This window comes from Streptomyces sp. NPDC048637, assembly GCF_040650675.1.
GTDB lineage: Bacteria > Actinomycetota > Actinomycetes > Streptomycetales > Streptomycetaceae > Streptomyces.
Genome location: NZ_JBEZHQ010000006.1, coordinates 100,014 through 124,792 on the forward strand (window position 1 = coordinate 100,014; position 24,779 = coordinate 124,792).

The 24,779-nt window shown below is 71.0% G+C and carries 21 protein-coding genes; 11 read left to right on the forward strand and 10 right to left on the reverse strand.

Annotation, left to right across the window (positions count from 1 at the left end; genetic code table 11):
• Positions 1-13: 13 nt before the first annotated feature.
• Together glp and galU are read right to left on the reverse strand one after the other, a co-directional pair.
• Positions 14-1,330 carry a gephyrin-like molybdotransferase Glp gene (gene glp / locus AB0C46_RS11355; protein ID WP_362827558.1) on the reverse strand — a complete coding sequence of 439 codons (1,317 nt, stop codon included), beginning with the start codon at positions 1,328-1,330 and terminating at the stop codon, positions 14-16.
• A gap of 4 nt (positions 1,331-1,334) precedes the next feature.
• Positions 1,335-2,237: a UTP--glucose-1-phosphate uridylyltransferase GalU gene (galU, locus tag AB0C46_RS11360; protein WP_362827559.1), complete on the reverse strand. Its 903-nt coding sequence runs from the start codon at positions 2,235-2,237 to the stop codon at positions 1,335-1,337.
• Between the two features lie 87 nt (positions 2,238-2,324).
• On the opposite strand from galU, the gene AB0C46_RS11365 reads away from it, so the two are divergent.
• Positions 2,325-2,957 carry a 5-formyltetrahydrofolate cyclo-ligase gene (locus tag AB0C46_RS11365; RefSeq protein ID WP_362827560.1) on the forward strand — a complete coding sequence of 211 codons (633 nt, stop codon included), beginning with the start codon at positions 2,325-2,327 and terminating at the stop codon, positions 2,955-2,957.
• Between the two features lie 125 nt (positions 2,958-3,082).
• Here AB0C46_RS11365 and AB0C46_RS11370 read toward each other — a convergent pair whose 3' ends face one another.
• Entirely contained in the window at positions 3,083-5,806 is a 2,724-nt protein-coding gene (locus tag AB0C46_RS11370; protein ID WP_362827561.1) for a penicillin acylase family protein, read from the reverse strand.
• 184 nt (positions 5,807-5,990) lie between these two features.
• On the opposite strand from AB0C46_RS11370, the gene AB0C46_RS11375 reads away from it, so the two are divergent.
• From AB0C46_RS11375 to mscL, 5 genes are all read left to right on the forward strand, one after another.
• Entirely contained in the window at positions 5,991-7,505 is a 1,515-nt protein-coding gene (locus tag AB0C46_RS11375) for a potassium/proton antiporter (protein WP_362827690.1), read from the forward strand.
• 316 nt (positions 7,506-7,821) lie between these two features.
• Positions 7,822-9,123 (forward strand): MFS transporter, encoded by a 1,302-nt coding sequence (locus AB0C46_RS11380; RefSeq protein WP_362827562.1) that lies wholly within the window; start codon positions 7,822-7,824, stop codon positions 9,121-9,123.
• Positions 9,124-9,235: 112 nt separating this feature from the next.
• Positions 9,236-9,571, forward strand: a complete 336-nt coding sequence (locus AB0C46_RS11385; RefSeq protein WP_362827563.1) for an FmdB family zinc ribbon protein — start codon at positions 9,236-9,238, stop codon at positions 9,569-9,571.
• 111 nt (positions 9,572-9,682) lie between these two features.
• Entirely contained in the window at positions 9,683-10,516 is an 834-nt protein-coding gene (locus tag AB0C46_RS11390) for an S-methyl-5'-thioadenosine phosphorylase (RefSeq protein ID WP_362827564.1), read from the forward strand.
• Between the two features lie 769 nt (positions 10,517-11,285).
• Complete coding sequence (gene mscL / locus AB0C46_RS11395) at positions 11,286-11,786, forward strand: large conductance mechanosensitive channel protein MscL (protein ID WP_362827565.1); 501 nt, start codon at positions 11,286-11,288, stop codon at positions 11,784-11,786.
• 40 nt (positions 11,787-11,826) lie between these two features.
• On the opposite strand, the gene AB0C46_RS11400 is transcribed toward mscL, so the two are convergent.
• The 5 genes from AB0C46_RS11400 to AB0C46_RS11420 all read right to left on the reverse strand — a co-directional run bounded on the left by AB0C46_RS11400 (position 11,827) and on the right by AB0C46_RS11420 (position 17,359).
• The gene (locus AB0C46_RS11400; RefSeq protein ID WP_362827566.1) at positions 11,827-12,084 is read right to left on the reverse strand and encodes a hypothetical protein; all 258 of its coding nucleotides are present in this window, start codon (positions 12,082-12,084) and stop codon (positions 11,827-11,829) included.
• 298 nt (positions 12,085-12,382) lie between these two features.
• The gene (locus AB0C46_RS11405) at positions 12,383-12,952 is read right to left on the reverse strand and encodes a MepB family protein (RefSeq protein ID WP_362827567.1); all 570 of its coding nucleotides are present in this window, start codon (positions 12,950-12,952) and stop codon (positions 12,383-12,385) included.
• 157 nt (positions 12,953-13,109) lie between these two features.
• The gene (locus AB0C46_RS11410) at positions 13,110-13,607 is read right to left on the reverse strand and encodes a GNAT family N-acetyltransferase (RefSeq protein WP_362827568.1); all 498 of its coding nucleotides are present in this window, start codon (positions 13,605-13,607) and stop codon (positions 13,110-13,112) included.
• Between the two features lie 1,018 nt (positions 13,608-14,625).
• Positions 14,626-15,150 carry an AMP-binding protein gene (locus AB0C46_RS11415; protein WP_362827691.1) on the reverse strand — a complete coding sequence of 175 codons (525 nt, stop codon included), beginning with the start codon at positions 15,148-15,150 and terminating at the stop codon, positions 14,626-14,628.
• A 616-nt stretch (positions 15,151-15,766) separates the two neighbouring features.
• Positions 15,767-17,359, reverse strand: a complete 1,593-nt coding sequence (locus AB0C46_RS11420; RefSeq protein WP_362827569.1) for a rhodanese-like domain-containing protein — start codon at positions 17,357-17,359, stop codon at positions 15,767-15,769.
• A gap of 329 nt (positions 17,360-17,688) precedes the next feature.
• On the opposite strand from AB0C46_RS11420, the gene AB0C46_RS11425 reads away from it, so the two are divergent.
• The 3 genes from AB0C46_RS11425 to AB0C46_RS11435 all read left to right on the forward strand — a co-directional run bounded on the left by AB0C46_RS11425 (position 17,689) and on the right by AB0C46_RS11435 (position 21,004).
• On the forward strand, positions 17,689-18,489 hold the full coding sequence (locus AB0C46_RS11425) for a GntR family transcriptional regulator (RefSeq protein ID WP_362827570.1): 801 nt from the start codon (positions 17,689-17,691) through the stop codon (positions 18,487-18,489).
• The gene (locus AB0C46_RS11430) at positions 18,474-19,700 is read left to right on the forward strand and encodes a TSUP family transporter (protein WP_362827571.1); all 1,227 of its coding nucleotides are present in this window, start codon (positions 18,474-18,476) and stop codon (positions 19,698-19,700) included. Before AB0C46_RS11425 ends, AB0C46_RS11430 begins: the two co-directional genes overlap by 16 nt.
• Before the next feature lie 89 nt (positions 19,701-19,789).
• Positions 19,790-21,004 (forward strand): FAD/NAD(P)-binding oxidoreductase, encoded by a 1,215-nt coding sequence (locus tag AB0C46_RS11435; protein WP_362827572.1) that lies wholly within the window; start codon positions 19,790-19,792, stop codon positions 21,002-21,004.
• A gap of 176 nt (positions 21,005-21,180) precedes the next feature.
• Here AB0C46_RS11435 and AB0C46_RS11440 read toward each other — a convergent pair whose 3' ends face one another.
• Complete coding sequence (locus AB0C46_RS11440; protein ID WP_362827573.1) at positions 21,181-21,549, reverse strand: hypothetical protein; 369 nt, start codon at positions 21,547-21,549, stop codon at positions 21,181-21,183.
• Positions 21,550-21,852: 303 nt separating this feature from the next.
• Between AB0C46_RS11440 and AB0C46_RS11445 the strand changes: the two genes are divergently transcribed.
• Together AB0C46_RS11445 and AB0C46_RS11450 are read left to right on the forward strand one after the other, a co-directional pair.
• Positions 21,853-22,173 (forward strand): antibiotic biosynthesis monooxygenase, encoded by a 321-nt coding sequence (locus tag AB0C46_RS11445; protein WP_362827574.1) that lies wholly within the window; start codon positions 21,853-21,855, stop codon positions 22,171-22,173.
• Complete coding sequence (locus AB0C46_RS11450) at positions 22,170-23,408, forward strand: helix-turn-helix transcriptional regulator (protein ID WP_362827575.1); 1,239 nt, start codon at positions 22,170-22,172, stop codon at positions 23,406-23,408. The genes AB0C46_RS11445 and AB0C46_RS11450 overlap by 4 nt, the downstream gene beginning before the upstream one ends.
• Before the next feature lie 112 nt (positions 23,409-23,520).
• Here the strand turns inward: AB0C46_RS11450 and AB0C46_RS11455 are convergent, their stop codons facing one another.
• Positions 23,521-24,594, reverse strand: coding sequence for a MerR family transcriptional regulator (locus tag AB0C46_RS11455; protein WP_362827692.1), 1,074 nt, complete (start codon positions 24,592-24,594; stop codon positions 23,521-23,523).
• Positions 24,595-24,779: the final 185 nt, after the last annotated feature.

A 24,779-nucleotide genomic window follows, 5' to 3' on the forward strand; every position in this document is an offset into this window, starting at 1 on the left:
CGGCGGCAGCGGGCTACCCGAGCAGGACGACGTCCACGTCCGTGCCCGCGGGGACCTCGGTGGTGTCCTCGGGGACGATGATCAGTGCGTTGGCGTGTGCCATGGCTTTGATCAGGTGGGAGCCGGCGCCGCCGACGGGGGTGACCGTGCCGGCCTCGGCGTCGTAGGAGCCGCGCAGGAACTGGCGCTTCCCCTTGGGCGAGGAGGCCACGGCCTCGGTGCACCGGGCGGGGGTGAGGGGGCGGTGGACCTCGGCCAGGCCCATGAGGGCGCGGATGGCCGGGCGGACGAACAGCTCGAAGGAGACGTACGAGCTGACGGGGTTGCCGGGCAGGGCGAGGAGGGGGATGCGGTCGGGGCCGATGAGGCCGAAGCCCTGGGGCTTGCCGGGCTGCATGGCGAGCCTGCGGAACTCGACCGTGCCTTCGTCGGCAGACAGCTCCGTCAGGGTCTCCTTGACGACGTCATACGCGCCGACGCTGACGCCGCCGCTGGTGACGAGGATGTCGGCCCGGATGAGCTGGTCCTCCAGGGTGGAGCGGAGGGTCTCGGCGTCGTCGGCGACGGCGCCGACGCGGTAGGCGATGGCGCCGGCGGCGCGGGCGGCGGCGGTGAGCTGGAAGCTGTTGGAGTCGTAGATCTGACCGGGGCTCAACGGCTCGTCGGGCTGGACCAGTTCGCTGCCGGTCGAGACCACGACGACGCGGGGGCGGGGGCGGACCCGGACCGTGCCGCGGCCGATGGCGGCGAGCAGGCCGATCTGGGAGGGCCCGAGGACCGTGCCCGCCCGCAGGGCCGACTCGCCTTCGGTGACATCGCTGCCGCGGGCGCGGACATGGGCGCCGGCGGCGGCCGGGCGGTGGACGCGGACCTCGCCGCCGGCGTCCTGGGGGGCGGCGCTGTGGGCGCGCATCGTGGCGGCCGGTCCCTGGCCCGTGCCGCCGTCGGTCCACTCGACGGGGACGACGGCCTCGGCGCCGGGCGGCACCGGGGCGCCGGTCATGATGCGGGCGGCCTGGCCGGGCCCGATCTCGGGCAGTTCGCCGCTGCCCGCCGCGACGTCGCCGATGACCGTGAGGGCGACCGGGGCGCTCTCCGTGGCGTCGGCGACATCGGCGGCCCGGACCGCGTAGCCGTCCATGGAGCTGTTGTCGAAGGGCGGCAGGGCGACGGGGACCGTGATGTCCTCGACCAGGACGCAGCCCTGGGCGTCCAGGAGTTGCAGCTCGATCGGGTCCAGTGGGGCGATCCTCGACAGGACGTCGTCGAGATGCTCGGCCACCGACCAGACGCGGTCCTGGTGGCGGGTCTGGTCGGTGGTGCCGTTCAACGTCTTACATCTCCTCGGTGACGTAACTGCGCAGCCAGGTCCGGAAGTCCGGGCCCAGGTCCTCACGTTCGCATGCCAGTCGGACAATGGCACGCAGATAGTCACCGCGGTCGCCGGTGTCATAGCGGCGGCCCTTGAAGACCACGCCGTGCACCGGGCCGCCGAGGGCGGGGTCGGCGGCCAGCGCCTGGAGGGCGTCGGTGAGCTGGATCTCGCCGCCGCGGCCGGGGGCGGTCTTGCGCAGCACCTCGAAGACGGCCGGGTCGAGGACGTAGCGGCCGATGATGGCGAGGTTGCTGGGGGCGTCGGCCGGGTCGGGCTTCTCGACCAGGTCGGAGACGGCCACGACATCGTCGTCGTCAGTGGGGGCGGCGGCCGCGCAGCCGTAGAGGTGGATCTGCGCCGGGTCGACCTCCATCAGGGCGATGACGGAGCCGCCGTACTGCTCCTGTATCTCGACCATGCGCTGCAGCAGCGGGTCGCGGGGGTCGATCAGGTCGTCGCCGAGGAGGACCGCGAAGGGCTGGTCGCCCACGTGCGGTGCGGCACACAGCACTGCGTGGCCCAGGCCCCTGGGGTCGCCCTGGCGCACGTAGTGCATGGTTGCCAGGTCGCTGGACTCCTGCACCTTGGCGAGCCGGGACTCGTCGCCCTTGCGGTGCAGCGCCTCTTCGAGTTCGTAATTACGGTCGAAGTGGTCCTCAAGCGGGCGCTTGTTGCGGCCGGTCACCATCAGGACGTCGGAGAGCCCGGCGGCGGCCGCCTCCTCCACCACGTACTGGATGGCGGGCTTGTCGACTACCGGGAGCATCTCCTTGGGTGTGGCCTTTGTGGCGGGGAGAAACCTGGTGCCGAGGCCGGCTGCTGGGATGACAGCCTTGCTGATCCGTGTGTGCGATGGGGTCATGCGCGCCACCATAACCGGCCCTATCGGAACGATGATGAGGGACTGGTGAATAGAGCACGAGAGCGGGAGCAAGGGCACACAGTGAGCATGGATCACGATAGAAAAGGCAGGTTGCGGCGGGATCTCCTGGAGGTGAGGAGAGCGTTGCCACGGGATGTCGTCGCGGCGACGGGCGAGGCGCTGGCCCGGCGTGCCCTGGAGCTGGACGAATGGGTGTGGCCGGCCGCCCCGCGGCCCGGGGCGCCGCCGACCGTCGCCGCGTATGTCTCGATAGGCGGCGAACCCTCCACCCGCACCCTGCTCGACCTGCTGCGGGCGGCCGGGGTGCGGGTGCTGCTGCCCGTCCTGCTGGCGGACAACGATCTGGACTGGGCGCTCTACGAGGGCGCGGACGGGCTCGTACGGGCGGGCCGCGGGCTGCTGGAGCCGGACGGGCAGCGGCTGGGCCCGGAGGCCGTCACGGAGGCGGACGTGGTGCTGCTGCCGGGGCTCGCGGTGGACCGCAGCGGGCTGCGGCTGGGGCGCGGCGGCGGCTCCTACGACCGGGTGCTGGCGCGGCTGGAGCGGGCCGGTGCGCGGGCGTCGCTGGTGGTGCTGCTGTACGACGCGGAGGTGCTGGCGGAGGTGCCGGGCGAGCCGCACGACCGGCATGTGCATGCCGCGGTGACCCCGTCGGGGGTGCACCGGTTCACGGCGCCGGGCGAGCGTCCGGAGGACTGAGGCGGGCCGCACACGGGCGGCCGGAGGAGCGGCCGGAGGAGCCGGAAAGCCGTCGGGCGGACCGGAATCCTCCGGCCCGCCCGACGGCTCAGCGCTCACCAGGTGGCGGCGCGCGCCACCCGCCCCTACGGCGACAGCGTCAGCGTGTCCTTGCCCGCCTTCTTGACGGCGTCCTCGCCGTACGCCCAGGGCAGCAGGTCGCCCTTGGCCCACTTGTCGGTCTGGTCGTAGTAGTGCGCGTCGTAGGCGTGCCCGGAGGCGCCGGTGAGGTTGATCCAGCGGGACTTGTCGAAGTCGGCGAGGTTGACGACCATCCGCATCGACGGGACCCAGGTGACCTTGTAGCCGGCGGCGGCGTTCCAGCCGGTGGCGTCGACCGCGGCCTCGCCGCCGCCGACGTTCCAGGGGCCGCGGTTGAACAGGCCCTGCAGCATGCCGGGTCCGTCGGTGCCCAGGGTCTGGTTCGTCAGGAACATCTGGTGCAGCCGTCCCCAGCTCCAGTTGTCGATGTTCTTGCCCAGCTTGGAGGTCAGCTCGTAGCGCGCGTCCTTCATGGCGTGTGCCAGGAGCTGGTCGCGGTTCTTGTCACCGGGGCGGTGGGGCCGGTCCTCGGTCTTCCACCAGGCGTTGTCCGGGTCGTTGAGGAGGGTGCGGACGACCTCGTACCAGCGGTCGCCGCCGTCGGGCTGGGCGGAGTCACCGGCCCGCTCACCGCATTCGCGGATGTATTTGTCGTTCTCGTCGGCGGGGCCGGTCTCGTCGGCCGGGCGGACGGTGAGGCACTGGCCGTCGGGGCGCAGTTCCTTGGGCATCTTGTTGCCGAAGGCGAGCTTGACGGTGTTGCGCCAGACGGCGTTGAAGTAGGCGGCCGCGGCGGAGTCGGGCTCCTGGGTGAAGTCCCAGCCCTCCAGCAGCTGCTGGGCGTCGCGGACGTACTTGTCCTTGATGTCGATCTTCGTCAGGTAGGGCGTCAGCAGCCGGGCGATCTCGCTGCTGTTGTCCTTCTGGAAGGCCTGCATGTCGTCGGTGGAGACGGTGTCGCCGGCCTTGATCTTCGACTCGATCAGGTCGTTGATCCGCTGGCTGCGGGAGCCGTAACCCCAGTCCTTGGTGAGGAGGTAGGGGTACTTCTCGTCGACGGCGGCCTGGTTGGCGGTGACGATGTAACCGCGCTTGGGGTTGTACTCGTATGGCAGGGCCTTCTGCGGGATGTAGCCGGTCCACTGGTACTTCGGGTCCCAGCCGGGCGCCGGGTAGGTGCCGTCGAACTGGCCGTCGCCCTTGCCGCGGACGGGGATCCGGCCCGGGGCCTGGTAGCCGATGTTGCCCTTGGTGTCGGCGTAGATCAGGTTCTGGGACGGGACCTCGAAGTGCCCGGCGGCCTTGCGGAAGCTGTTCCAGTCCTTGGCGCGGTTGAGCTCGAAGACGGCGTCCATGGACTTGCCGGGGTTCAGTGCGGTCCAGCGCAGCGATACGGCGTAGCCGTCACCGCGGTCCGGGGCGGCGTTGCCGACCGGGGCGTCCTTGCCGACATCGGCCAGTTCGTCGTCGCGGTCGGAGACGATCGGCCCGTTCCTGGTGGACCGGACGGTGATCTCGTGGCTCTCGCCGCCGGCGACCTTGATGGTCTCCTTGCGGGTTATGAAGGGCTGCTGCTTGTTGTCGAAGAAGTACCCGTCGGCGTTGACCTTCTCCAGGTACAGGTCGGTGACGTCCGCGCCGAGGTTGGTCATGCCCCAGGAGATGTCCTGGTTGTGGCCGATGACGACGCCGGGCATACCGGAGAAGGTGAATCCGGAGGCGTCGTAGTTGCACCGGGGTCCGGTGCTGCGGCAGTGCAGGCCCATCTGGTACCAGAGCGAGGGCATCTGCGGTGCCAGGTGCGGGTCGTTGGCGAGCAGCGGCTTGCCGGTGGTGGTGTGGGCGCCGGAGACGACCCAGGAGTTGGAGCCGATGCCGTTGCCGTTGGGGCCGAGCAGCGCCGGGACCTCGTCCAGCGTCTTGGACAGCGAGGACAGCTGCGACTGCAGGCCCGCGGTGACCCCGCCGGGGCCGGCCGGGGCGGCGTTCGCCGTACCGCCGGGCTTGAACTCCTTGGAGGCCGGGTCGACCGCACCGCCCTCGACGATCGGCTTGTTCCGCTTGTACGGGTATGCCGGGTAGAGCTGGGCGATCTGCGCGGGGGTGAAGCGGCTGGTCATCAGGGAGCGGTCGATCTCTTCCTGCATGTTGCCGCGCAGGTCCCAGGCCATCGCCTTGAGCCAGGCCACCGAGTCGACCGGCGTCCACTTCTCGGGCTTGTAGTCGTTCTCGAAGTCCAGGGCCGCGTACTCCAGGGACAGCGCCGAGCCCTCGTGGTCCTTGAGGTAGGCGTTGACTCCCGCGGAGTAGGACTGGAGGTACTTCTTGGTGCTGGGCGACAGCTTGGTGTCGTACTCCTTCTGCGCCACATCGCGCCAGCCCAGGGTGCGCAGGAACGAGTCGGTCTTGACCTGACTCTTGCCGAACATCTCCGAGAGCCGTCCGGCGGTCATGTGGCGCCGTACGTCCATCTCCCAGAAGCGGTCCTGGGCCTGGACGTATCCCTGGGCGCGGAAGAGGTCTTCGTCGGTGTCGGCGTAGATCTGCGGAATGCCGTTGGCGTCGCGGGTGACGTCCACCGGGTTGGTCAGACCCGGGAGTTTGAGCGAGCCCGTGGTCTGCGGGAACGAGGCGCGGACGGTACTGACACCCCAGAACGCGCCGAAGCCGATGCCCGCCACGAGCAGCAGCACGACCGTAATCGCGACGAGGCGGCCGCGCCGCCCCTTCTTTTTCCTGGGGACTGGGCCGGACTTGTTGGCGGGCATCTCTGTCCTTCGAGGGGCAGGGTGGGAGTGCTGGAGCAACCATAGGCGCACGGGTTCGGCGACCCCTACGCGGAGTCACCGCCAGCACATCCAACCTTCAAGTAATGGTAAATTGTTAGCCTCAGTAACTAGATACGGTAAGGAAAGCCCGCCCCCCGGAACCCGTGCGAGGAAGGATCAGCTCCTGACTGTCGACCATCTCAACGAACTCCTGCTGATCTGCTCGCTCGTACTGCTCATTGCGGTCGCCGCGGTACGGCTCTCCTCGCGCAGCGGGCTCCCCAGCCTGCTCATCTACCTGGGGATAGGCGTCGCCATAGGCCAGGACGGGCCTGGCGGCGTCATTTTCGACAACGCCGAGCTGACCCAACTCCTCGGCTATGCCGCGCTGGTCGTGATCCTCGCCGAGGGCGGCCTGGGCACCAAGTGGAAAGAAATCAAACCGGCACTGCCCCGGGCGGCAGTGCTTTCGACGGTCGGCGTCGCGGTGAGCGTGGGGGTCACCGCGGCCGGAGCGCACTATCTGGCCGGGCTCGACTGGCGCCAGGCGCTGCTGATCGGCGCCGTGGTCTCCTCCACGGATGCCGCGGCCGTCTTCTCCGTGCTGCGCAGCGTGCCGCTGCCGGCCCGCCTGACCGGTGTACTGGAAGCCGAATCCGGCTTCAACGACGCCCCCGTGGTCATCCTCGTCGTCGCGTTCTCCACCGCGGGACCAGTCGAGCACTGGTACGCCCTGCTCGGTGAGATCGCGCTGGAGCTGGCGATCGGCGCCGCCATCGGCCTGGCCATCGGCTGGCTCGGCGCGTACGGCATGCGTCATGTGGCGCTGCCCGCGTCCGGGCTGTACCCGATCGCCGTGATGGCCATCGCGGTCTCCGCGTACGCGGCCGGTGCCCTGGCGCACGGCTCCGGCTTCCTCGCCGTCTACCTGGCCGCGGTGATCCTCGGCAACGCCAAACTGCCGCACTCACCGGCCACCCGCGGCTTCGCCGAGGGCCTCGGCTGGCTCGGCCAGATCGGCATGTTCGTCCTGCTGGGCCTGTTGGTGACCCCGCACAACCTGATCGACGACATCGTCCCGGCGCTGTTGATCGGCATGATCCTGACGATCGTGGCCCGGCCGACGTCCGTGTTCGTGGCGCTGCTGCCGTTCCGGGTGCCCTGGCGGGAGAAGACCCTGCTGTCGTGGGCCGGGCTGCGCGGCGCGGTACCGATTGTGCTGGCCACCATCCCGATGGTGGGCGATGTTCCCGGCAGCGAACGGGTCTTCAACATCGTCTTCGTCCTGGTCGTGGTCTACACCCTCATCCAGGGGCCGACGCTGCCCTGGCTGGCCAAGCGGCTGCGGCTGGGCGAGGACGAGGAGGCCGCCGACCTGGGCATCGAGTCGGCGCCCCTGGAGCGGCTGCGCGGCCATCTGCTGTCCATGTCCATCGGCCCGACGTCCCGTATGCACGGCGTCGAGGTCGGCGAGCTGCGGATGCCCGCGGGTGCCGCGGTCACCCTCGTCGTACGGGACGGCTCCAGTTTCGTGCCCGCGCCCTCCACGGTGCTGCGGCGCGGCGACGAGCTGCTGGTGGTCGCCACCGACCCGGTGCGCGACGCGGCGGAGCGGCGGCTGCAGGCGGTCTCCCAGGGCGGCAAGCTGGCCGGCTGGCTGGGGACCGGCGGCCCCTCGGGGCGGCGCGGCCACCACTGACGTCCCACCGAAGCTCCGGGGCCGGAGATGTGCTGTATCTCTCCACGGATACCAAGGGATTCCGTGTGAAGCCCTGACCAATCCCAGGGCTTCACACGCCACGGCCTGTAGTATGAAAACGCAACATCGACGAACCAACTCTGCCTGATGCAGAGCTGGCGCGACCGCTCGGCGGCCGCGGTCCCCCTGCCTTACGCAGCCACCTCTCCGGTGCGGACCACGCGGTATCACTCGGTCCTGCGCGAGAGGACAGCTCTCGGCGCGTACCCATGACGACCTCGCGGGTGGCGCTACCAGGCGGCAGAAAGGCCCGGCCGTGGCATCCGCGGTCAAGGACTCCCGTTCCGGATACGGATCACTGCTCCGCACCCCTGGTGCATGGACATTCCTGCTGCCCGGCTTTCTGGCCCGGCAGCCCTTCGCCATGCTGACGATCGGCATCGTGCTGCTCGTCGAATCCACCACCGGCTCCTACGGCACCGCCGGCGCGGTGTCCGCCGCGACCGGTGTCTCGATGGCCCTGTTCGCCCCGCAGAACGGCAAGCTCGCCGACCGCTTCGGCCAGCGCGCGGTGCTGATCCCCGGCGTCCTGGTGCATGTCACCGGTGTCGCGGCGCTGATCGCCCTCGCCCTCGCCCACGCCCCCCTGTGGGCGCTGTTCGCGGTGGCGGTCCCCACGGGCGCCTCGACGCCGCAGGTCGGCCCGATGGTGCGGGCCCGCTGGGCCGCCCGGCTCGGCGGCAGCCCGCTGATGCCGACGGCCGCCGCCTTCGAGTCGGTGACCGACGAGTTCACCTTTGTGGTCGGCCCGGTGCTGGCGACCGCGCTGTGCACCGGCGTCCACCCGGCGGCCGGGCTGGTCGCCGAGGCCGCGCTGACACTGGCCGGCGGGCTGCTGTTCGCCGCGCAGCGGCGCAGCCAGCCGGCCGTGCACCGGGCGCAGTCCGGTGACCGGCCCCGCGTCTCGGCGCTGTCGGTGCCCGGCGTACGCGTCCTGATCGTGGCGTTCCTCGGCATCGGTGCCGTCTTCGGCGGTATGCAGGTCTCGCTGACGGCGTTCACCCACCACATCGGGCAGCCCGGCATCAGCGGTGTGCTCTACGGGATCTTCGCGGGCGGCAACATGCTCGCCGGTGTCGCCTGTGGCGCCATCGCCTGGAAGATCGGCCCGCGGCGCCGGCTGCTGGTCGCCTACGGGCTGCTGACGCTGGCCACCACCCCGCTGTGGGCGGTCACCGCGGTGCCGCTGCTGGGCGCCGTCGGCCTGGTCGTCGGCCTGTGCATCGCCCCGGCCCTGATCACCGGCTTCACGCTCGTGGAGTCGCTGGTGCCGGCCGCCGCCCGCACCGAGGCCTTCACCTGGCTGACCGGTGCGGTCGCGCTGGGCCAGGCAGCCGCGACCACCTCCGCCGGCCAGCTGGCGGACCGCTTCGGGCCGAGCACCGGATTCCTGGTGCCGCTGGCCGGTACGGCGCTGGCCCTGACGGTGCTGCTGGCGCTCCGCGCCCACCTGCTGCCGCACTCCTCGACCGTGGCCGCCGCCGGCCCCGCGCTCGGCGCCGACGCCCAGGTCCCGGCGGTTTCCTACGACCGGGAAAGGGAGCTGGCGCGCGCCTGACCGAGCGTGGAGTCGGTCACCGTCCGCCGGTCACGGTGGACTGGCGGGCGGGAATACTGCAATATGGAGCGTCGTTAGCACTCATCGAGTGAGAGTGCCAGGAGGAAGACAAGTGCCGACCTACCAGTACCAGTGCACCGAGTGCGGCGAGGGCCTCGAGGCGGTGCAGAAGTTCACCGACGACGCGCTCACTGAGTGCCCCGCCTGCAACGGACGCCTCAAGAAGGTGTTCTCCGCGGTCGGCATCGTCTTCAAGGGCTCCGGCTTCTACCGCAACGACAGCCGCGGCTCGTCGTCCAGCAGCAGCCCCGCGAAGAGCTCCTCGTCGGGCGCGACGTCCTCCTCGGACTCGTCGAGCTCCTCGTCCGGCAGCTCCGACAGCAAGCCCTCCGCCCCGGCCACCACCTCGTCGGCCGGCAGCACCTCGGGCACCAGCTCCGCCGCCTGACCCGCACTTCTCCGGACCCCGCCGTCACCGAAGGCGGGGTCCGTCGCTCACGGCTTTCTTTCCTCTCAGACCCACCCTCCCCCGCCACCGCGCCCCGATAGTGTGACCGGCATGGCTGACGCGGAGATTGGCGTTATCGGCGGATCGGGCTTCTACTCCTTCCTCGACGACGTGACCGAGATCACAGTGGACACCCCGTACGGGCGCCCGAGCGACTCGCTGTTCGTGGGAGAGATCGCCGGCCGCCACGTCGCGTTCCTGCCCCGGCACGGCCGCGGCCACCACCTCCCGCCGCACCGCATCAACTACCGCGCCAACCTGTGGGCGCTGCGTTCGCTCGGCGTACGCCAGGTTCTCGGCCCGTGCGCGGTCGGCGGACTGCGCCCCGAATACGGCCCCGGCACCCTCCTGGTCCCCGACCAGCTCGTCGACCGCACCAAGGCCCGTCCCCAGACCTACTTCGACGGCGAGCCCCTCCCCGACGGGAGCGTCCCCAACGTCGTCCATCTGGCCTTCGCCGACCCGTACTGCCCCACCGGGCGCCGGGCCGCCGTCTCGGCAGCCCGCGGCCGGGACTGGGAGCCGGTCGACGGCGGCACCCTTGTCGTCATCGAGGGCCCCCGCTTCTCGACCCGCGCCGAATCGCGCTGGCATGCCGCACAGGGCTGGTCGGTGGTCGGCATGACCGGCCACCCCGAAGCCGTCCTGGCCCGCGAACTGAGTCTCTGCTACACCTCGTTGACCCTGGTCACCGACCTGGACGCGGGCACCGAGACCGGCGAGGGCGTCTCCCACGACGAAGTCTTCAGGGTCTTCGCCGAGAACGTCGGCCGGCTGCGCGAGGTCCTCTTCGACGCGATCGCCGGCCTCCCCGACAACGCCGCGCGCGACTGCCTGTGCACCGGCGCCCACACCGGCTGGGACCTGGGCATCGACCTGCCGTAACGCCCCAGGACGCTCGGCCTCCCTCAGGACGCTCGGCCTCCCCCTCCCGGGTGGCCGAGTTGTCCACAACGGCGGGGTCGTCCACAGCCCGGAGCGGGCGGGCGGAGCCTTCCGGCACGGTGGTGATCAGCGGTTCACCCGACCCCTCATCACCACAGGCGGTACCACCATGCCCCGCACCTCTCCCGCTCCTTCGCCCTCCCCCGCTCCTTCGCCCTCTCCCCCTCCCTTTTCCCTTACCGGCCCCGATCTCCTCTCCCTGCCGCTCCCTGCTCCCCCGCCATGTGAAGTACCGCACTTCACACCGGTGCGGGCCGGTGGCGGCCGGCACCGATGGGGACGGACCACGCGACAGCGCTTACTGGCCGCCGGCCTGGCGATGACCGCCGCAGCACTGGCCGGCGGGGCGTCGTACGGTGCCGTACGAGACGCTCCCGCCCCCGGCTGCCCGTCGGCGGCGGCCCCGGGAGGGCAGTGACCATGCCCCAAGATCAAGTGGCGTCTGCCCTCACCCCACGCGAGACTGCTGCGAATGGCGGGGCACCCGCCGCGCGCCAATGGGGGCGCGCCCACCGCACCGGTACCGCGGTATCCGTCCACGGAGTCCGCACGATCGGGCCCCTCCGCCGGAACCACCGGTTCCGTGCAGACGCACCGGTCATTCGATGGTGCGTGTCACACGACTGGACACCTCTGCCCTGCCCTGCCGTAAGTTGCGGTGCTGATTGTTGGTGCACCGTCCGTAGTGAGCATGGAAAGAGGCTGTCAGGTGAGCAAGGGCGTCCTGCAGGGATTCAAGGAATTCCTGATGCGCGGCAACGTCATCGAACTCGCGGTCGCGGTCGTCGTCGGTGCGGCCTTCACCAACATCGTCAACGCGGTGGTGAAGGGCATCATCAACCCCATCGTGGGCGCGCTCGGTTCGCAGAACCTCGATCACTACCAGTCCTGCCTGACCGCCACCTGCGCCAAGGATCCGAAGACGGGCGCATTCGCCGACGGGATCTACATCCTCTGGGGCTCGGTGCTCAGCGCCGCCCTGACGTTCCTGATCACCGCCGCGGTCGTCTACTTCCTCATGATCCTTCCGATCAACAAGTGGAAGGAACGCCAGGCGGCCAAGCAGCCGGTCGACGGCGCCCCCGCGGACCCGACCGAGATCGAGCTGCTCACCGAGATCCGCGATGCGCTGATCGCCCAGCGCACCGGCTCGCCGTCCGCGCCCGCACCCACCTCGGGCACCATCGGCACGCAGAAGACCCACGAGTAACAGGCGCCCACGGCCGGCAGACGCCGCCCCCTCGCCTCGCTCAGAGGTGGTGGGGCGGCTTTTCGTCGAGGAAGCGGGCGAGGTCGGCGGCGCTGTCACCACTCGCCGGGCGCTCGCCCCAGCCACGGTCGGTGTCGTCCGAGGACTGCTGGCTCAGCGGGTCGTCGAAGATCAGCTTCGCCGCGGGCCTGGGCGCCACCGGGCGCGCAGCGGGCGGGGGCGCGGGGGCGGGGGCCTGCTCGGCGTCGGAGGCGTCCTGATGCGCGGGGGCCGACTCGGGTTCGGGGGTGGTGCTCACCTCTCCAGAGTACGGGCGGGCCGGGAGCGGTCACCGCTCAGCGTGGGCCCACAGCCCCCTTTCGGCCGTAGCGTCCCTGGACGAGCGCGGGAGGGGGAGCGGGCGCGGAGCGGGGAGGGGTCGCGGGCGCGGAGTGGGGAGGGGTCGCGGGCGCGGAGTGGGAGCGTGGCAGCTGCCCGTCCATGGGGGCCACACGGTCCCGCGTGGTGGCAGGGTCTGACGGTCATGGGGGCAGGGTCCGACGGTCATAGGGGGTGTTAGGGCCCGTCGGCCACGGGGGGGGGTAGGGCCCCGTCGGTCACGGGTGATGGAGCGCCTGGGCGCGGGCCATGTCGAGGGGCCCGTCCTCAGGGATCTGCAGGAAGTGGTCCGCCTGCCACGCCTGTGTGGTGCGGGCCTGCCGATTGGTGGTCTCCACCCACGGCGGGTAGATGCGGAAAGCCCGCTTGCCGCCGGAGCCATTCCTGGAAACGATGCCTCGTGCACAGAGCACCTCGCGCGGAAAGACGAAGTGCCCGAAGTGGTGGCCCTCGCGGGTGCTGATGACGAAGAGATCTACCGGATCCTCGGAGTCGAACGGCTGAATCGGCCCGCCGGGGCTCCGCTTCCACACCGTGACGAACTGGCCGACCTTCGTCGGGGTGGTCTTGGCAACCCGAAACCTGACGGAGGAGCCGTCGAGAGTGAACTCATGTGCCGCGTACTCGGCGCTCTCCGCTTCGGGGATCGGCCGTGAGCAGGTGAACCCACAGGGGTCGTAAACCAACGTCTTCGCCGCGAGGAGCTCAGCATGCAGGGATTCCCCCTCCGGCCAGCGCTCGGGAACCGCAGGCCGACACTCCGAGGATTCTTCGGGCTTTGTCGTCATTCCTCCATCGTTTCATTGCCGACCGTAGGCCATATCGGCGGGATATCAATGGCCACGGAGGGCGGCGCTGGGCAACCAGGGGTGCCCGGTCGGGTGCGGTGGGCCGTGGTGGGCAACCAGGGGTGCCTGGTCGGGTGCGGTGGGCGGTGGTTCGCTCTCAGGCCGCGCCGGTCAGGGCCAGCTCGCCGACGACCTGATCGCCGCTCATCTCCCCGGTCGGACGGAATCCGAGCCCGAGGTAGAACCGCTCCGGCCCGTGCTCACCCGGAACCCAGCTCACCGTCACCCGACCCTGCCCCCGCCCCCGCCCCCGCCCCCGCCTTCGGACCTCTGCACACACGGACTCCACGGCGAACCGGCCATACCCACGGCCCTGATGTTCGGCGGCGATGTTCAGTCGCCAGATCCCGGAGCGCAGCCGGTCCTCCGGGTTGTCAGGGTCGAATCGCACCAGGAAGAAACCCATGACGAAGCCCACGAGTTGCTCACCGTCCAAGATCAACCGAGGCCAGGCGACCTCGGGTTGCGCATACGCCTCGGCCAGCGACCGCACCACCGGCGCCACCAGCCCTTCCTGGTCAGGTCGCACCTTCAGCCGGCATGCGGCCTCGACGTTGTCCGGTGTGACCTTCTCCAGGCGCAGCGTTGACGTCATAGCGGGAAACGTACCGGCCGGGTGTCGGGAGCACGACGCAATAAAAGTCGTCTGCTGGACCGCCCCCACACCGCCATGAGCAGGAGAAAGTCGTCCGGCAAAGCGGTGTGAGCGGGTGAGGAGGTGAACGCCTCCTGCCCTAGCGGCCCTTGTCGTGGGTCGGTATGGGGTGCGGGCGGTGGCCTTCTTGGGGCCGGGTCGGCGGGCCCTGGGAGCCGCAGCTGCGCCTGAGAGGCCTGTTGCGGTCGCTGCCGGGCAGGGGGTGGCGGGGGTGTGCGTACTCATGACGAGCCATGGGGCAGCAGCCTTTCCGCTCGGGAGGTGGGGGTGGGGGGAGGGGAGGAGCGAGTGAAGTTCCGCAGCATGTGGGTGCCCAGGGCACGGACGACAGCTGGAAGAGTGCAGCCCCACCGAGGCACTGGTGTCGCGCGGGGCGCGGGTGGGCTCGGCCGGGCCGGTGCCACGATTGCCCTCGGAGCCGCGGCCCGAGGCGGGTGGGCATCTGGTGGCTGTGACACGTGCTCCACGCTAGGCGCGGATGAGGCGAATGGCCCGTTTGGTGACCTGAGTGGGTGAGGGCTGTGCCTCGCTCCGCCGGTGCGTGAGGGCTGTGCCCGCCTCCGGTACATGACCCACCGGTGCATGAGGGCTGTGCCACGCCTCGCCGGTACATAAGGCTGTCCCCCACCGGTGCGTGAGGGCTGAGCCACGCCTCGCCGGTGCATGAGGCTGTGCCCCACCGGTGCGTGAGAGCTGAGCCACGCCTCGCCGGTGCATGAGGCAGTGCCTCGCCGGCAGGTGCGGGCTGACCCTCGCCTTGCCGGTGGGTGAGGCCATGAATCTCGTCAGGAGGTGCGGCCCGCGTCTCTTCAGTGAGAGAGGCCGCGCCGTTTCAGGGGAGAGACCGGGCCATTTCAGGGGGTGCGGGGTGCTCGCTGGAGGGGAGGCCGCGCCTGCTTACTGGCGCGGAGGCCGCCCTTGCTTGCGGGAGGCCGGCTTGCTCGGGGCCGTCGGGCCGTCAGTGGGGTGCGGACGGTATGCCGAGTGCCTCGTGCCACCACAGGTCGCGCCCCGGCTTCCAGGAGACCGGCCGCGAGCACCGGTTCACCACCAGGACGGTCCGGTCCACGGCGCCGCCCGAGGCCGCGCCGCGCGCCAGCGCATGGTCGAGCAGCGCCTTCACCGGTCGTACGGCCCCGTCCCAGAACGCCGCATCGGCCGTGATCAGCACCCGGGCCGAGGACTCACGGGTCCGCGCGACCAGTTCGGGCACCGTCAGCGAGACCGGCAGCGTGGCACGTATCGCATCCAGCCGTCCGCAGGCGAGCGTGGCGATCACCGACTCGGGAACCAGCGGCAGATGCACCGCGACCCGGTCACCGGCCTGCACGCCGAGCCGGCGGAGCACGGCGGCGGCGCGCTCGGCCTGGTCAAGGAGCATGCCGTGCGTCAGCTCCTCCTGACGTCCGGGCTCCCCGGTCCAGGTGAGGGCGATCCGCGACGCTTCCGGCTCTTGCTCTTCGCGGGCGTCATCTGCATGCATTGAAGTCACACGGCGCAACATGCGGTTCAGCATGGAGATCACCGATCAACGATCGTTGAACGTCCGCTGTACGGGGCCGCGCCGCCCCTTCCCGCACCCACGCGGCAGCAGATCGCTGCGGGGCCCTTCGGTCACCGCCCTGGCCGCCCCCGGCTCATTGCTCCGGCCTCCCGGCCGTGCGGGCAATCCGCTCCCGGGTTCCTGCCCCCTTCCGGTGCAATCCATCCCCCTCTCCCCCTCCTTTCCCGTTTTCCTCCGCAACGCGAGAGGCGGATCCATGAGAGGCGGCCCGGTGACCGTCATGCCAAAACCCGAACCACACCCCCACCTGGACCCACAGGCCCGTTGGGCGCTGGCCGCCGTCGCCATCGGCGCGTTCGGCGTCCCACTGGACTCCTTCGCACTCAACCTGGCGCCGCCGGGCAGGGCGACGCGAAGCGGACCGACGCCGGGCGAACCGACAGCGGGCGGACCGACGCCGAGTGGACCGAAGCGAAGCGGGACAACGCCGAGCGGACCGACCCCAGGCAGACCAAGGCGACGTAGACCAACGCGATGCGGACCACTGCGAGTGAGGCAGTCATGCCCGTGAACGGGCCCACCGGCTCCGTGCGCCCTACTGCACGCCCGTCCCCGCCCCCACCGCCTCATATCCCCCGATCACATCGCAGACCTCCGCGAACCCGCGCGACTCCAGCAGCGCTGCCGCGATCACTGACCGGTTGCCGCTGCGGCAATACAGGACCACCGGGTGGGCCGGGTCCAGTTCGGCGATGCGGTGGGGCAGGCCGGCCAGGGGGATGTTGCGGGCACCGGGGAGGGCGCCCGCCTCGTACTCGGACGGGTTGCGGACGTCGATCAGCTGGAGGTCGGGCGGTGTGACGTCGGCCGACTCGGCGTCAGCCGGCACGGCATCGGCCGGCACGGCATCGGCCGGCACGGCATCGGCCGGCGTGATGTCGGTTGGCACGGCACCGGCCGGCATGGCGTCGGCCTGATGGGCGCCGAAGGGCTGGGCATCGGGCGGCTCGGTGTCGCTCGTTCCGACCGCCTCGCCCGGTGCCGTTTGGGCCAACCCAGGCTCTTGCAGCGCGAGTTCCTCATGGTGGATGCGTCGGCTACTGCGGCTGAGCGCGGGCATGCGGTCCAGTACGGCGGCCGGGTCGGGCAGATGGCCGAGGACGTGGTCGTAGCCGATGCGGGCGAGGCGGAGGCGGGCCTCCTGTTCCGTGCCGGGGTCGGCGAGCAGCACGATTGGGGTGCCCGGGGCGACCACGCTGCCGGCGTACTCCGCGAACCGGGTGTCCAGGCTCGTGTGGAGCGAGCCGGTCAGATGTGCGCGGGTGTAGGCGGCCAGCGGGCGGCAGTCGAGGAGGACGGCGCCTTGCCGGTCGCGGGCCGCGAGGGCCTCGTCCAGGGTGAGGGCGGGCGGCGGTCCGGGCTCCAGGAGGGGGTGGCCGTCGCGGTTGAGAGCCGCGTCGTGTGCGAAGTAGCCGGGGGTGGTGGGCTGCCCCGCGGTGACCAGGCGGACGAAGTCGGCCTCCGGCATGGGCTGGAGGGCGTAGTTGAACCGGCGCTGATCGCCGATGGTGGAGCTGGTCTCGCTGGAGAGGCTGCGCCCGCAGGCGGAGCCGGCGCCGTGTGCGGGAAAGACCCGGGTCGCGTCCGGGAGGGTCATGAGTTTGGTGTGCAGGGAGCGGTGCAGACGGGCGGCCATGTCCTGCGGGGTGTGCCCGGCGGCGGAGAGCAGGTCGGGGCGGCCGACGTCGCCGACGAAGAGGGTGTCGCCGGTGAGCACGCCGAACGGCACGTCGTCGTCGGGGTGTTCGCGCAGGACCAGGCAGATGGATTCGAGGGTGTGGCCGGGGGTGGCGAGCACGGTGAGGGTGACCCCCTGGCCGTCGTCCGCCCCGAGCGAGATGCGCTCGCCGTCCCGTAACCGCCGTATGGGGAAGCCGGTTTCGGCGGCCTCCCCGAAGGCGATGGTGGCACCGGTGGCCCGCGCGAGTTCGAGATGGCCGGAGAGGAAGTCGGCGTGAATGTGCGTCTCGATGACGAGTTCGATCCGCAGGCCGACGGCTTCCGCGTCGTGCAGGTAGTCGTCGATGTCGCGGCGCGGGTCGACGAGGACGGCGCGTCCGGTGGTCTTGTCGCCGATCAGATACGACGCCTGGGAGAGGCAGTCGAGGTAGTACTGCGCGAAGTGCACGGTCGGCCTCCAGGGGTGCGCGGGGCCCGTGCGCGGCGGCCGGGGCCCGTTCGGGCAGGGTGCGTTGTGCGGATGCACGGATGTACGTACATTAGGTAGCCGGATGGCGGGCGACAACCCGGGCAGGCCCGGACGACCCGTCACCTCGTAAGACACCTGGACACCTCAACACCTGGACTCCTCAACATCGGAACGCCAGGACACCCGGGACATCTGGATATCCGTCAGTTGATTCTGCATCAGCTGATCGTGCATCACTTGATGCCGGCCCGGATCCAGTGCTCCGGTATCACCACTGCACCCCCCGTACGCCCGCGGAGGAATCCACCATGATGACCGAGCCGCCGCACGGCGCGCACGGCCCGCGTCCCCTGGACCGGCGCTCGCCGCTGCCCTTGTGGGCGCAGCTCTCCGCCGATCTGCGCCGCCGGATGGAAGCCGGCGCGTTCCGTGCGGAGTTCCCGGCCGAGCACCGGCTCACCGGCGAGTACGAGGTCAGCCGGCACACCGTCCGGGAGGCGCTGCGCAAACTGCGCGCCGACGGCCTGGTGATCGCCGAACGCGGCCGGACGAGCCGGCTGGACACCCGCCGCATACAGCAGCCGCTGGGCTCGCTCTACAGCCTCTTCCGCGAGCTGGAGGGCCAGGGGGTCGAGCAGCGCAGTGAGGTGCTGCGGCTGGAGCGGACCGCGGACGGGACGATCGCCGGGCATCTGGGGCTGGTCCCGGAGGCGCCGCTGGTCGTATTGGAGCGGCTGCGGCTCGCGGATGGCGAACCGCTCGCGCACGACACCGCGTATCTGCCCGCCGAGGCCGCCGAGCCGCTGCTGGAAGCCGACTTCGGGCACACCTCGCTCTACGGCGAGCTGACGCGGCGCTGCGGGGTGAAGGTCACCGGTGGCCAGGAGCGGATCCAGCCGTTCCTGCCGGACATCCGGCAGGCGTGGCTGCTGGGGCTGGCCGACCGGGAGGCGGCGTTCGCCATCGAGCGGCTCGGGCAGGCCGGCGAGCGGCCGGTGGAGTGGCGCGAGACGGTGGTACGCGGCGACCGGTTCACGTTCGTCGCGGAGTGGTCCGACGACAGCCGGGCGGTTGCCCTTGCGCCGCGGGCCTCGTGTCCGTCCTCGTAGCCCTGACGGTCCTGCCGTGCGGGCTGCTGATCGGTCTGCTGCTGGGCGCACTCGGCGGCGGTGGTTCGGTGCTGGCGGTGCCGGCGCTGGTCTATCTGCTGGGGCAGTCGCCGCACGAGGCGACCGCAGGGGCCTTGGTCGTCGTCACGGTCGGCGCGGTGACCGGACTGCTGTGCCATGGCCGGGCCGGTCGGGTCCGGTGGGCGGCGGGTGCGGCGTTCGGGGCGCTGGGTACGGCGGGCAGCTATCTCGGCTCCCGGTGGAGCGCGGCCCTGGACCCCACGGTGCTGATGGCGGCGTTCGCGGGTCTGCTGCTCGTGGTCGCGGCGATGCTGGTGGCACGGGGGCGGCACGAGCGGCGGGCGGCGGGCATCCGTCCCTTACGGGACCCACGGGACCCACGGGACCCGTCGGAGGGCACACCGTTACGGAGCTCCCCGGAGGCCGTGCCCTTACGGGGGCCCGCAGAGACGGTGTCCCTACGGGGGCCCGCAGAGACGGTGTCCTTACCGGAGCCCGCGGAGACGCCGTCCTCACAGGAACCTGGGAACACGCCGCCCTCACAGGAGCCGGAGGAAACGCTGTCCTCACAGGAGCCGGGGGAAACGCCGTCCTCACACGGACCCGCGAACCCGCCGCCCTCACAGGAACCTGGGAACACGCCGCCCTCACAGGGACCCACGAACCCACCACCCTCACAGAAACCCACGAACCCGCCGTCCCCACAGTCGCCCGCCGAGGCCGTGCCCCTACGGGGCGCCGTGAGCCCGGCGCTCTCCGATGAACGGGGCGCCTCCGCCCACCGTGTGCCCCCGCGCCCCTCCCGCCCCACCCGCTTCGCCCGCCCCGCCCGCTTCGCCGTGACCGCCTCCGCCGTCGGACTGCTCACCGGCTTCTTCGGGGTCGGCGGCGGCTTTGTCGTCGTACCGGCCCTCACCCTCGTGCTGGGTCTGGAGATGCCGGTCGCCATCGGCACCTCGCTCCTCGTCATCCTCATCAACTCGCTTACGGCTCTGGGTACCCGGGCCGGGACCGGCGCCCTGGACTGGCCGCTGCTGGCCGGCTTCGCGGCCTGTGCGGCGGTCGGCAGCAACCTCGGCAACCGCCTCACCACCCGGCTGCGCCCCGAGGTCCTGGCCACGGCCTTCGCCTGCCTGGTCACCGTCCTCGCCGTCACCATGGCGGCCACCGCACTGCCCCGCCTCTGGTAGCCCCGCGTCCCGCACACCGACCCACCCGTTCCTCACCCGTTTCCCAGCCGATTCCCACTCGATTCCCACCCACCTTCCAGGAGGAGCACATGGCCCCCGCACCCGCCGCCCCGTCCCACCACCAGGTCCTCATCGTCGGCGGCGGCACCGCAGGCATCACCGTCGCCGCCCGGTTACGCCGTGCCGGTGTCCGGAACATCGCGCTGCTGGAGCCCTCCGAAACGCACTGGTACCAGCCGTTGTGGACACTGGTCGGCGGTGGTCAGGCGCCGCTGCGCGCCTCGCTGCGCACCCAGGCGGACGTCATGCCGCCGGGGGTGCGCTGGCTGCGGGAGCGCGCCACCGCCGTCGACCCGGCCGCCCGTACGGTCACCACCGCCTCAGGCCGGGTCCTCTCCTACGGGCGGCTGGTGCTCGCCCCGGGCCTGCAGCTCGACTGGGACGGGGTGCCCGGTCTCGCCACGGCCCTCGGCCACGGCGGGGTGAGCAGCAACTACCGGCCCGATCTCGCGCCGCTGACCTGGGAGTTGATCCGCCGGATGCGGAGCGGCACGGCGGTGTTCACCATGCCGTCCGGGCCGGTGAAGTGCGGCGGCGCCCCGCAGAAGATCGCGTATCTGGCGGCGGATTACTGGCGTAAGCGCGGGGTGCTGGGTGCGATCCGCACCATTCTGGTGCTCCCGGAGCCCGCGATGTTCAAGGTGCCGGTGTTCTCCCGGGCGCTGACGGAGACGGCCCGGCGGTACGGCATCGAGGTGCGGCTGAGTTCGGAGATGACCCACCTCGACGGCGCGGCACGCGAGGCGGTGATCACCGATCACACCACCGGCAAGACCGAGACCGTCCACTACGACCTGCTGCACGCGGTGCCGCCGCAACGCGCCCCGCAGTGGCTGGCCGACGGCCCGCTCGCCGACCCCGACTCCCCGTACGGGTACGTCAAGACCGACCGGGAAACGCTCCAGCACCCGGACTTCCCGAATGTGTTCGTGCTGGGCGATGTCGCCAATCTGCCGACGTCCAAGACGGGCGCCGCCATCCGCAAACAGGCTCCGGTCGCGGTCGCCAACCTCCTCGCCGGGCTGCGCGGGCGCCCCGCCACCGCCCGCTACGACGGCTACACCTCCTGCCCCCTGGTCACCGCCCGGCACAAGATGCTGCTCGCCGAGTTCGACTACGACCTGCAGCCCACGCCCTCGATCCCCTTCATCGACACCACCCGGGAGCGCACCGACATGTGGTACCTCAAGCGCTACGGGCTGCCGCAGCTCTACTTCAAGGGGATGCTCAAGGGGTTGGCGTAGGGGCGGCGTACGGGCCCTTCGCTCCTCGCGCACGATCGGAGTTCCGATGTGAGCGAGCCCGATTGGCCCGCCCCGCCGGAGCTCCATCTGCCGAAGGGACCGCCGACCGGTCCGGGAACCGCAGTTGACCAAGCGGGCGGCCCCTCCCTAGGTGAGGCAGGGACCGCCCGCCCTTCTCAGGATGAGTCCGTGCCCTCATCTCCGGTACCCGCGGGCTGATCTTTCGCAATGTCGCCGTCACTGCCGGGCGTCGGGAGCCGATCGCCTCTGCTCTCGGCGATGCGCAGCGCATCGCGCAGGGCTTCGGCCAGCCGAGCAGCCAGGTAACGGAGTTCTGGGGCACATACCTTGGCATCGTCGATCAGCTCGATCGCGTGCCCCAGCAAGTCGTGGCCCATCTCCAGCTGCACCGACTCGACCCTGTCGGCGACCCGGGTCAGGTAGCCACCGGCTCGGTCCGTGATGAGGTAGCCGGGTTTCCCTTCAGGACCTGACCACGGGAGGAGCCGGGTGATGCGATCCTCTTCACCTTCACCATTCCTCACGCGGCCATCTCCGAGCCGTGAAGGCAGCAATGGCCGATGCTGATGCCTTGGGCGGCGAGCCACAGGGTGCGCTGGCGTTGTTGTTGCGTGAGTCGATTCCCGCGTCGTTCGGGGTGCATGACGCGTGGGCATACGGGAGCGGACTCCTCAACCTCGCGAGAAGGCGAGTTGGCGGTGCGGCAGTCCGAGCGTCGTTGCAGCTTTCGCCGCGCGCCAGCCACCCGCTGAAGCGGCGGCGCGGTGCCGACCGTGCGGGGGCCATAACAGCGACTGACAGACTGAGCGCGACCGGAAGGGGCGCATATGAACGACGGATTCGGCCTGGTTGTTCGCTTCTCGTTGAGAGACCAGGAGGCGGCAACTGCCTTTGATGAGCTGTGCGCACGGACGCTGGTCGGCATCAAGGCCCATGAGCCCGGCACGCTGACGTACGTGAGCCACGTACCGGACGGCGACCCGCTGGTCCGCGTCTTCTACGAGCTGTACGCGGACCGTGCCGCATTCGACGTGCACGAAGCGCAGCCGCACACCAGGCGCTTCCTCGCCGAGCGCGAGCGGCACCTGACGGGCGTCGAGGTGACCTTCCTCGACGTCGTTGACGGAAAGGTGGCCGTACAGCCGTGACTACGGCGCAGAAGCGGCGGGAGTTCGGTGTGCGGGTCGCGGAACTGCGACGCCGACGCGGCCTCACGCAGACCGAGTTGGGCGCAGCGCTCGGCCGTACGGCCAGCTGGGTCTCCCAGGTGGAGCGGGGAATCCAGCCGGTCAACCGGCTGGATGTGCTGCGCCTGCTGGCGGACGGCCTGGGAGTGTCACTTCAGATTCTGCAGCCCGAGGCCCCGAGTGCGCCCGAGCCCGAGTCGGCGGGAGAAGCGCCGCAGAACGATCTGGACCAGGCTCGCCTGGTGATCTCGGGGCACTCCGCGCTGGATGTGCTGCTGGCCCCGCGGGAAGACTCTCGCTCGGCTCTGCCTGCGCTGCGTGAGGAGGTCGAACGCGTCTGGGCACTGACACACGCAGGCCGGTTCGCCGAGCTGAGTGCGGCACTCGGCCCGCTGGTGCCCCGTTTGGAGCGGGCTTCCCGTACGGCACCCGGTGCACACCGGGCGGAAGTGCACAGGTTGTTGGCCCGCACGTATCAGGCTCTGGCTGCGGCCTTCGTGCGTCAGAACGAGGCTGACGCCGCGTGGGTGGCTGCCGATCGTGCCATCCGGGCGGCAGAGCTCGCGGGTGATCAGCTCGGCGTCTTCGTCGGGGTTTTCCGTCTGGTCCACGCCTTCGTCCGGCTCAAGCATCTGGATCAGGCCGAATACGCTGCTGCCGCAGCCATCAACGCTCTTGCACAGCATGCCGAGCCGGAGTCGACGGGCGCGGAAGAGCTGTCGGTTCTCGGCTCGCTTCATCTCGCATTGGCACTGGTACATGCCCGGGCGGGAGACCGGGCGGCTGCCCGTGAGCAGATCGCCAAGGCCCGCGCCGTGGCCGAACGGGTCGGCGGAGGGCGGAACGACTTCAATCTGGAGTTCTGCCCAACAAATGTCGAGGTTCAGGCGGTGTCCACCGCTGTTGACCTCGGAGATGCCGGGGAAGCGCTCGACATCGCCAAGGAACTGGACACAGAAGAGCTGTCCGCAGAGCGGCGGGCCCGGCTCCTGATGGACGTGGGACGGGCCCATGCACAGCGGAGGCAGTTCGGTGACGCCCTCGATTCGCTGCTCAGGGCAGAGCAGGTAGCCCCCGACGTGGTGCGCAACCACAACGCTGCACGTGCGGTCATTCGTGAACTGGTGCTGATGGCTGGGCGCGCGGCGTCACCTGATTTGCGCGGCCTGGCCGAGCGCTCCGACGCAATGGCGTGATCGGCCACCTCCCCCACCCCGGCCGAAAGGAGAGTGCGGCGGCCGGCCCGGAACACCGGCCGCTGCGCCATGTTCTGCCCAGGGGGCGGTGTCTCCCCTAGGCCGCCGTCATCTAGGCCGCCGTCATCTCCGCCACCGCACACGCCACGTTGTCCGGCGCCCCCGCCTCGCGGGCCAGCGCGATCAGTTCGCGTACGGCCTGGTCGGGGCCGTCGGCCGCGGACAGCACCTGCTGGATGGACTCGGCCGGCACCACCCGGGTCAGGCCGTCGGTGCACAGCAGATAGCGCTCCCCGGGCCGGGCCTCCAGGAGTTGCAGGTCGGGGGCGAACTCGGCGGCCCCGTCGAGCGACCGCAGCAGTAGTGTGCGCTGCGGATGCGAGGCCGCCTCCTCGGGGGTGAGCCGGCCCTCGTCGATCAGCGACTGGACCAGGCTGTGGTCGTGGGTGATCCGGAAGAGGCCGGAGTCGCGCAGGACGTAGGCGCGTGAGTCCCCGATGTGCAGCAGCGCCAGCTGGGTGCCGGAGCGGAGCAGCGCGGTAAGGGTGCTGCCGCTCGCCCCGTCCCCTGCCGGGGCGGCACGGTGGGCGCGGCGGGCCGCCTCCTCCAGGGCACCCAGCAGGTCCGCCGAGGTCAGGTCCTGTTCTTCCAGGCCCTTGAGCGCCTCGATCGCGGCCGTCGCGGCCGGGCCGCCGTCTGGGCCGTAGCCGTCGGCCACGGCCAGCAGCCGCGGTCCGGCATGGGCGGCGTCCTGGTGGAACGGGCGCACCAGACCCTGGTCGGTCAGGGCGGCGTAGCGCGTCGTCATGGGGGTGCGTGGTGTGGTCATGGCGGTGTTCTTCCTCTCCAGCTGATCGACGAGGAAGGCGGCCAGGTCCCGGCGGGCCGCGGTGTCGGCCTCGACCCGCGCCCAGTACGCGGCGACCGCCACGGCCGCCGCGTCCGGTGTCAGCTCGCACACCTCACGGATGCGGGCCAGCGGCATACCGAGCCGGCGCAGCCAGGCCACCAGCCGGGCCCGCTCCAACTGGGCCGGGGCGTAGTGGCGGTAGCCGCTGTGCGGGTCGACATGGTCCGGGGGCAGCAGGCCGAGGTGGTCGTAGAGGCGCAGCGCCTTCGGCGAGAGCCGGGAGGCCCGTGCGAACGCGCCGATGGTCAGCAGCGCACTGTCGTCGCGCGGCCCCATACCCCCGTTTCCGTCCCCCCGTCCGCCCTCCTCATGCGGCGCCATGCCCCCGTTTCCGTCCACCCGACCGCCCTCGTCGCGCGGCGCCGTGCCCCCGTTTCCGTCCACCCGACCGCCCTCGTCGCGCGGCGCCGTGCCCCCGTTTCCGTCCACCCGACCGCCCTCGTCGCGCGGCGCCGTGCCCC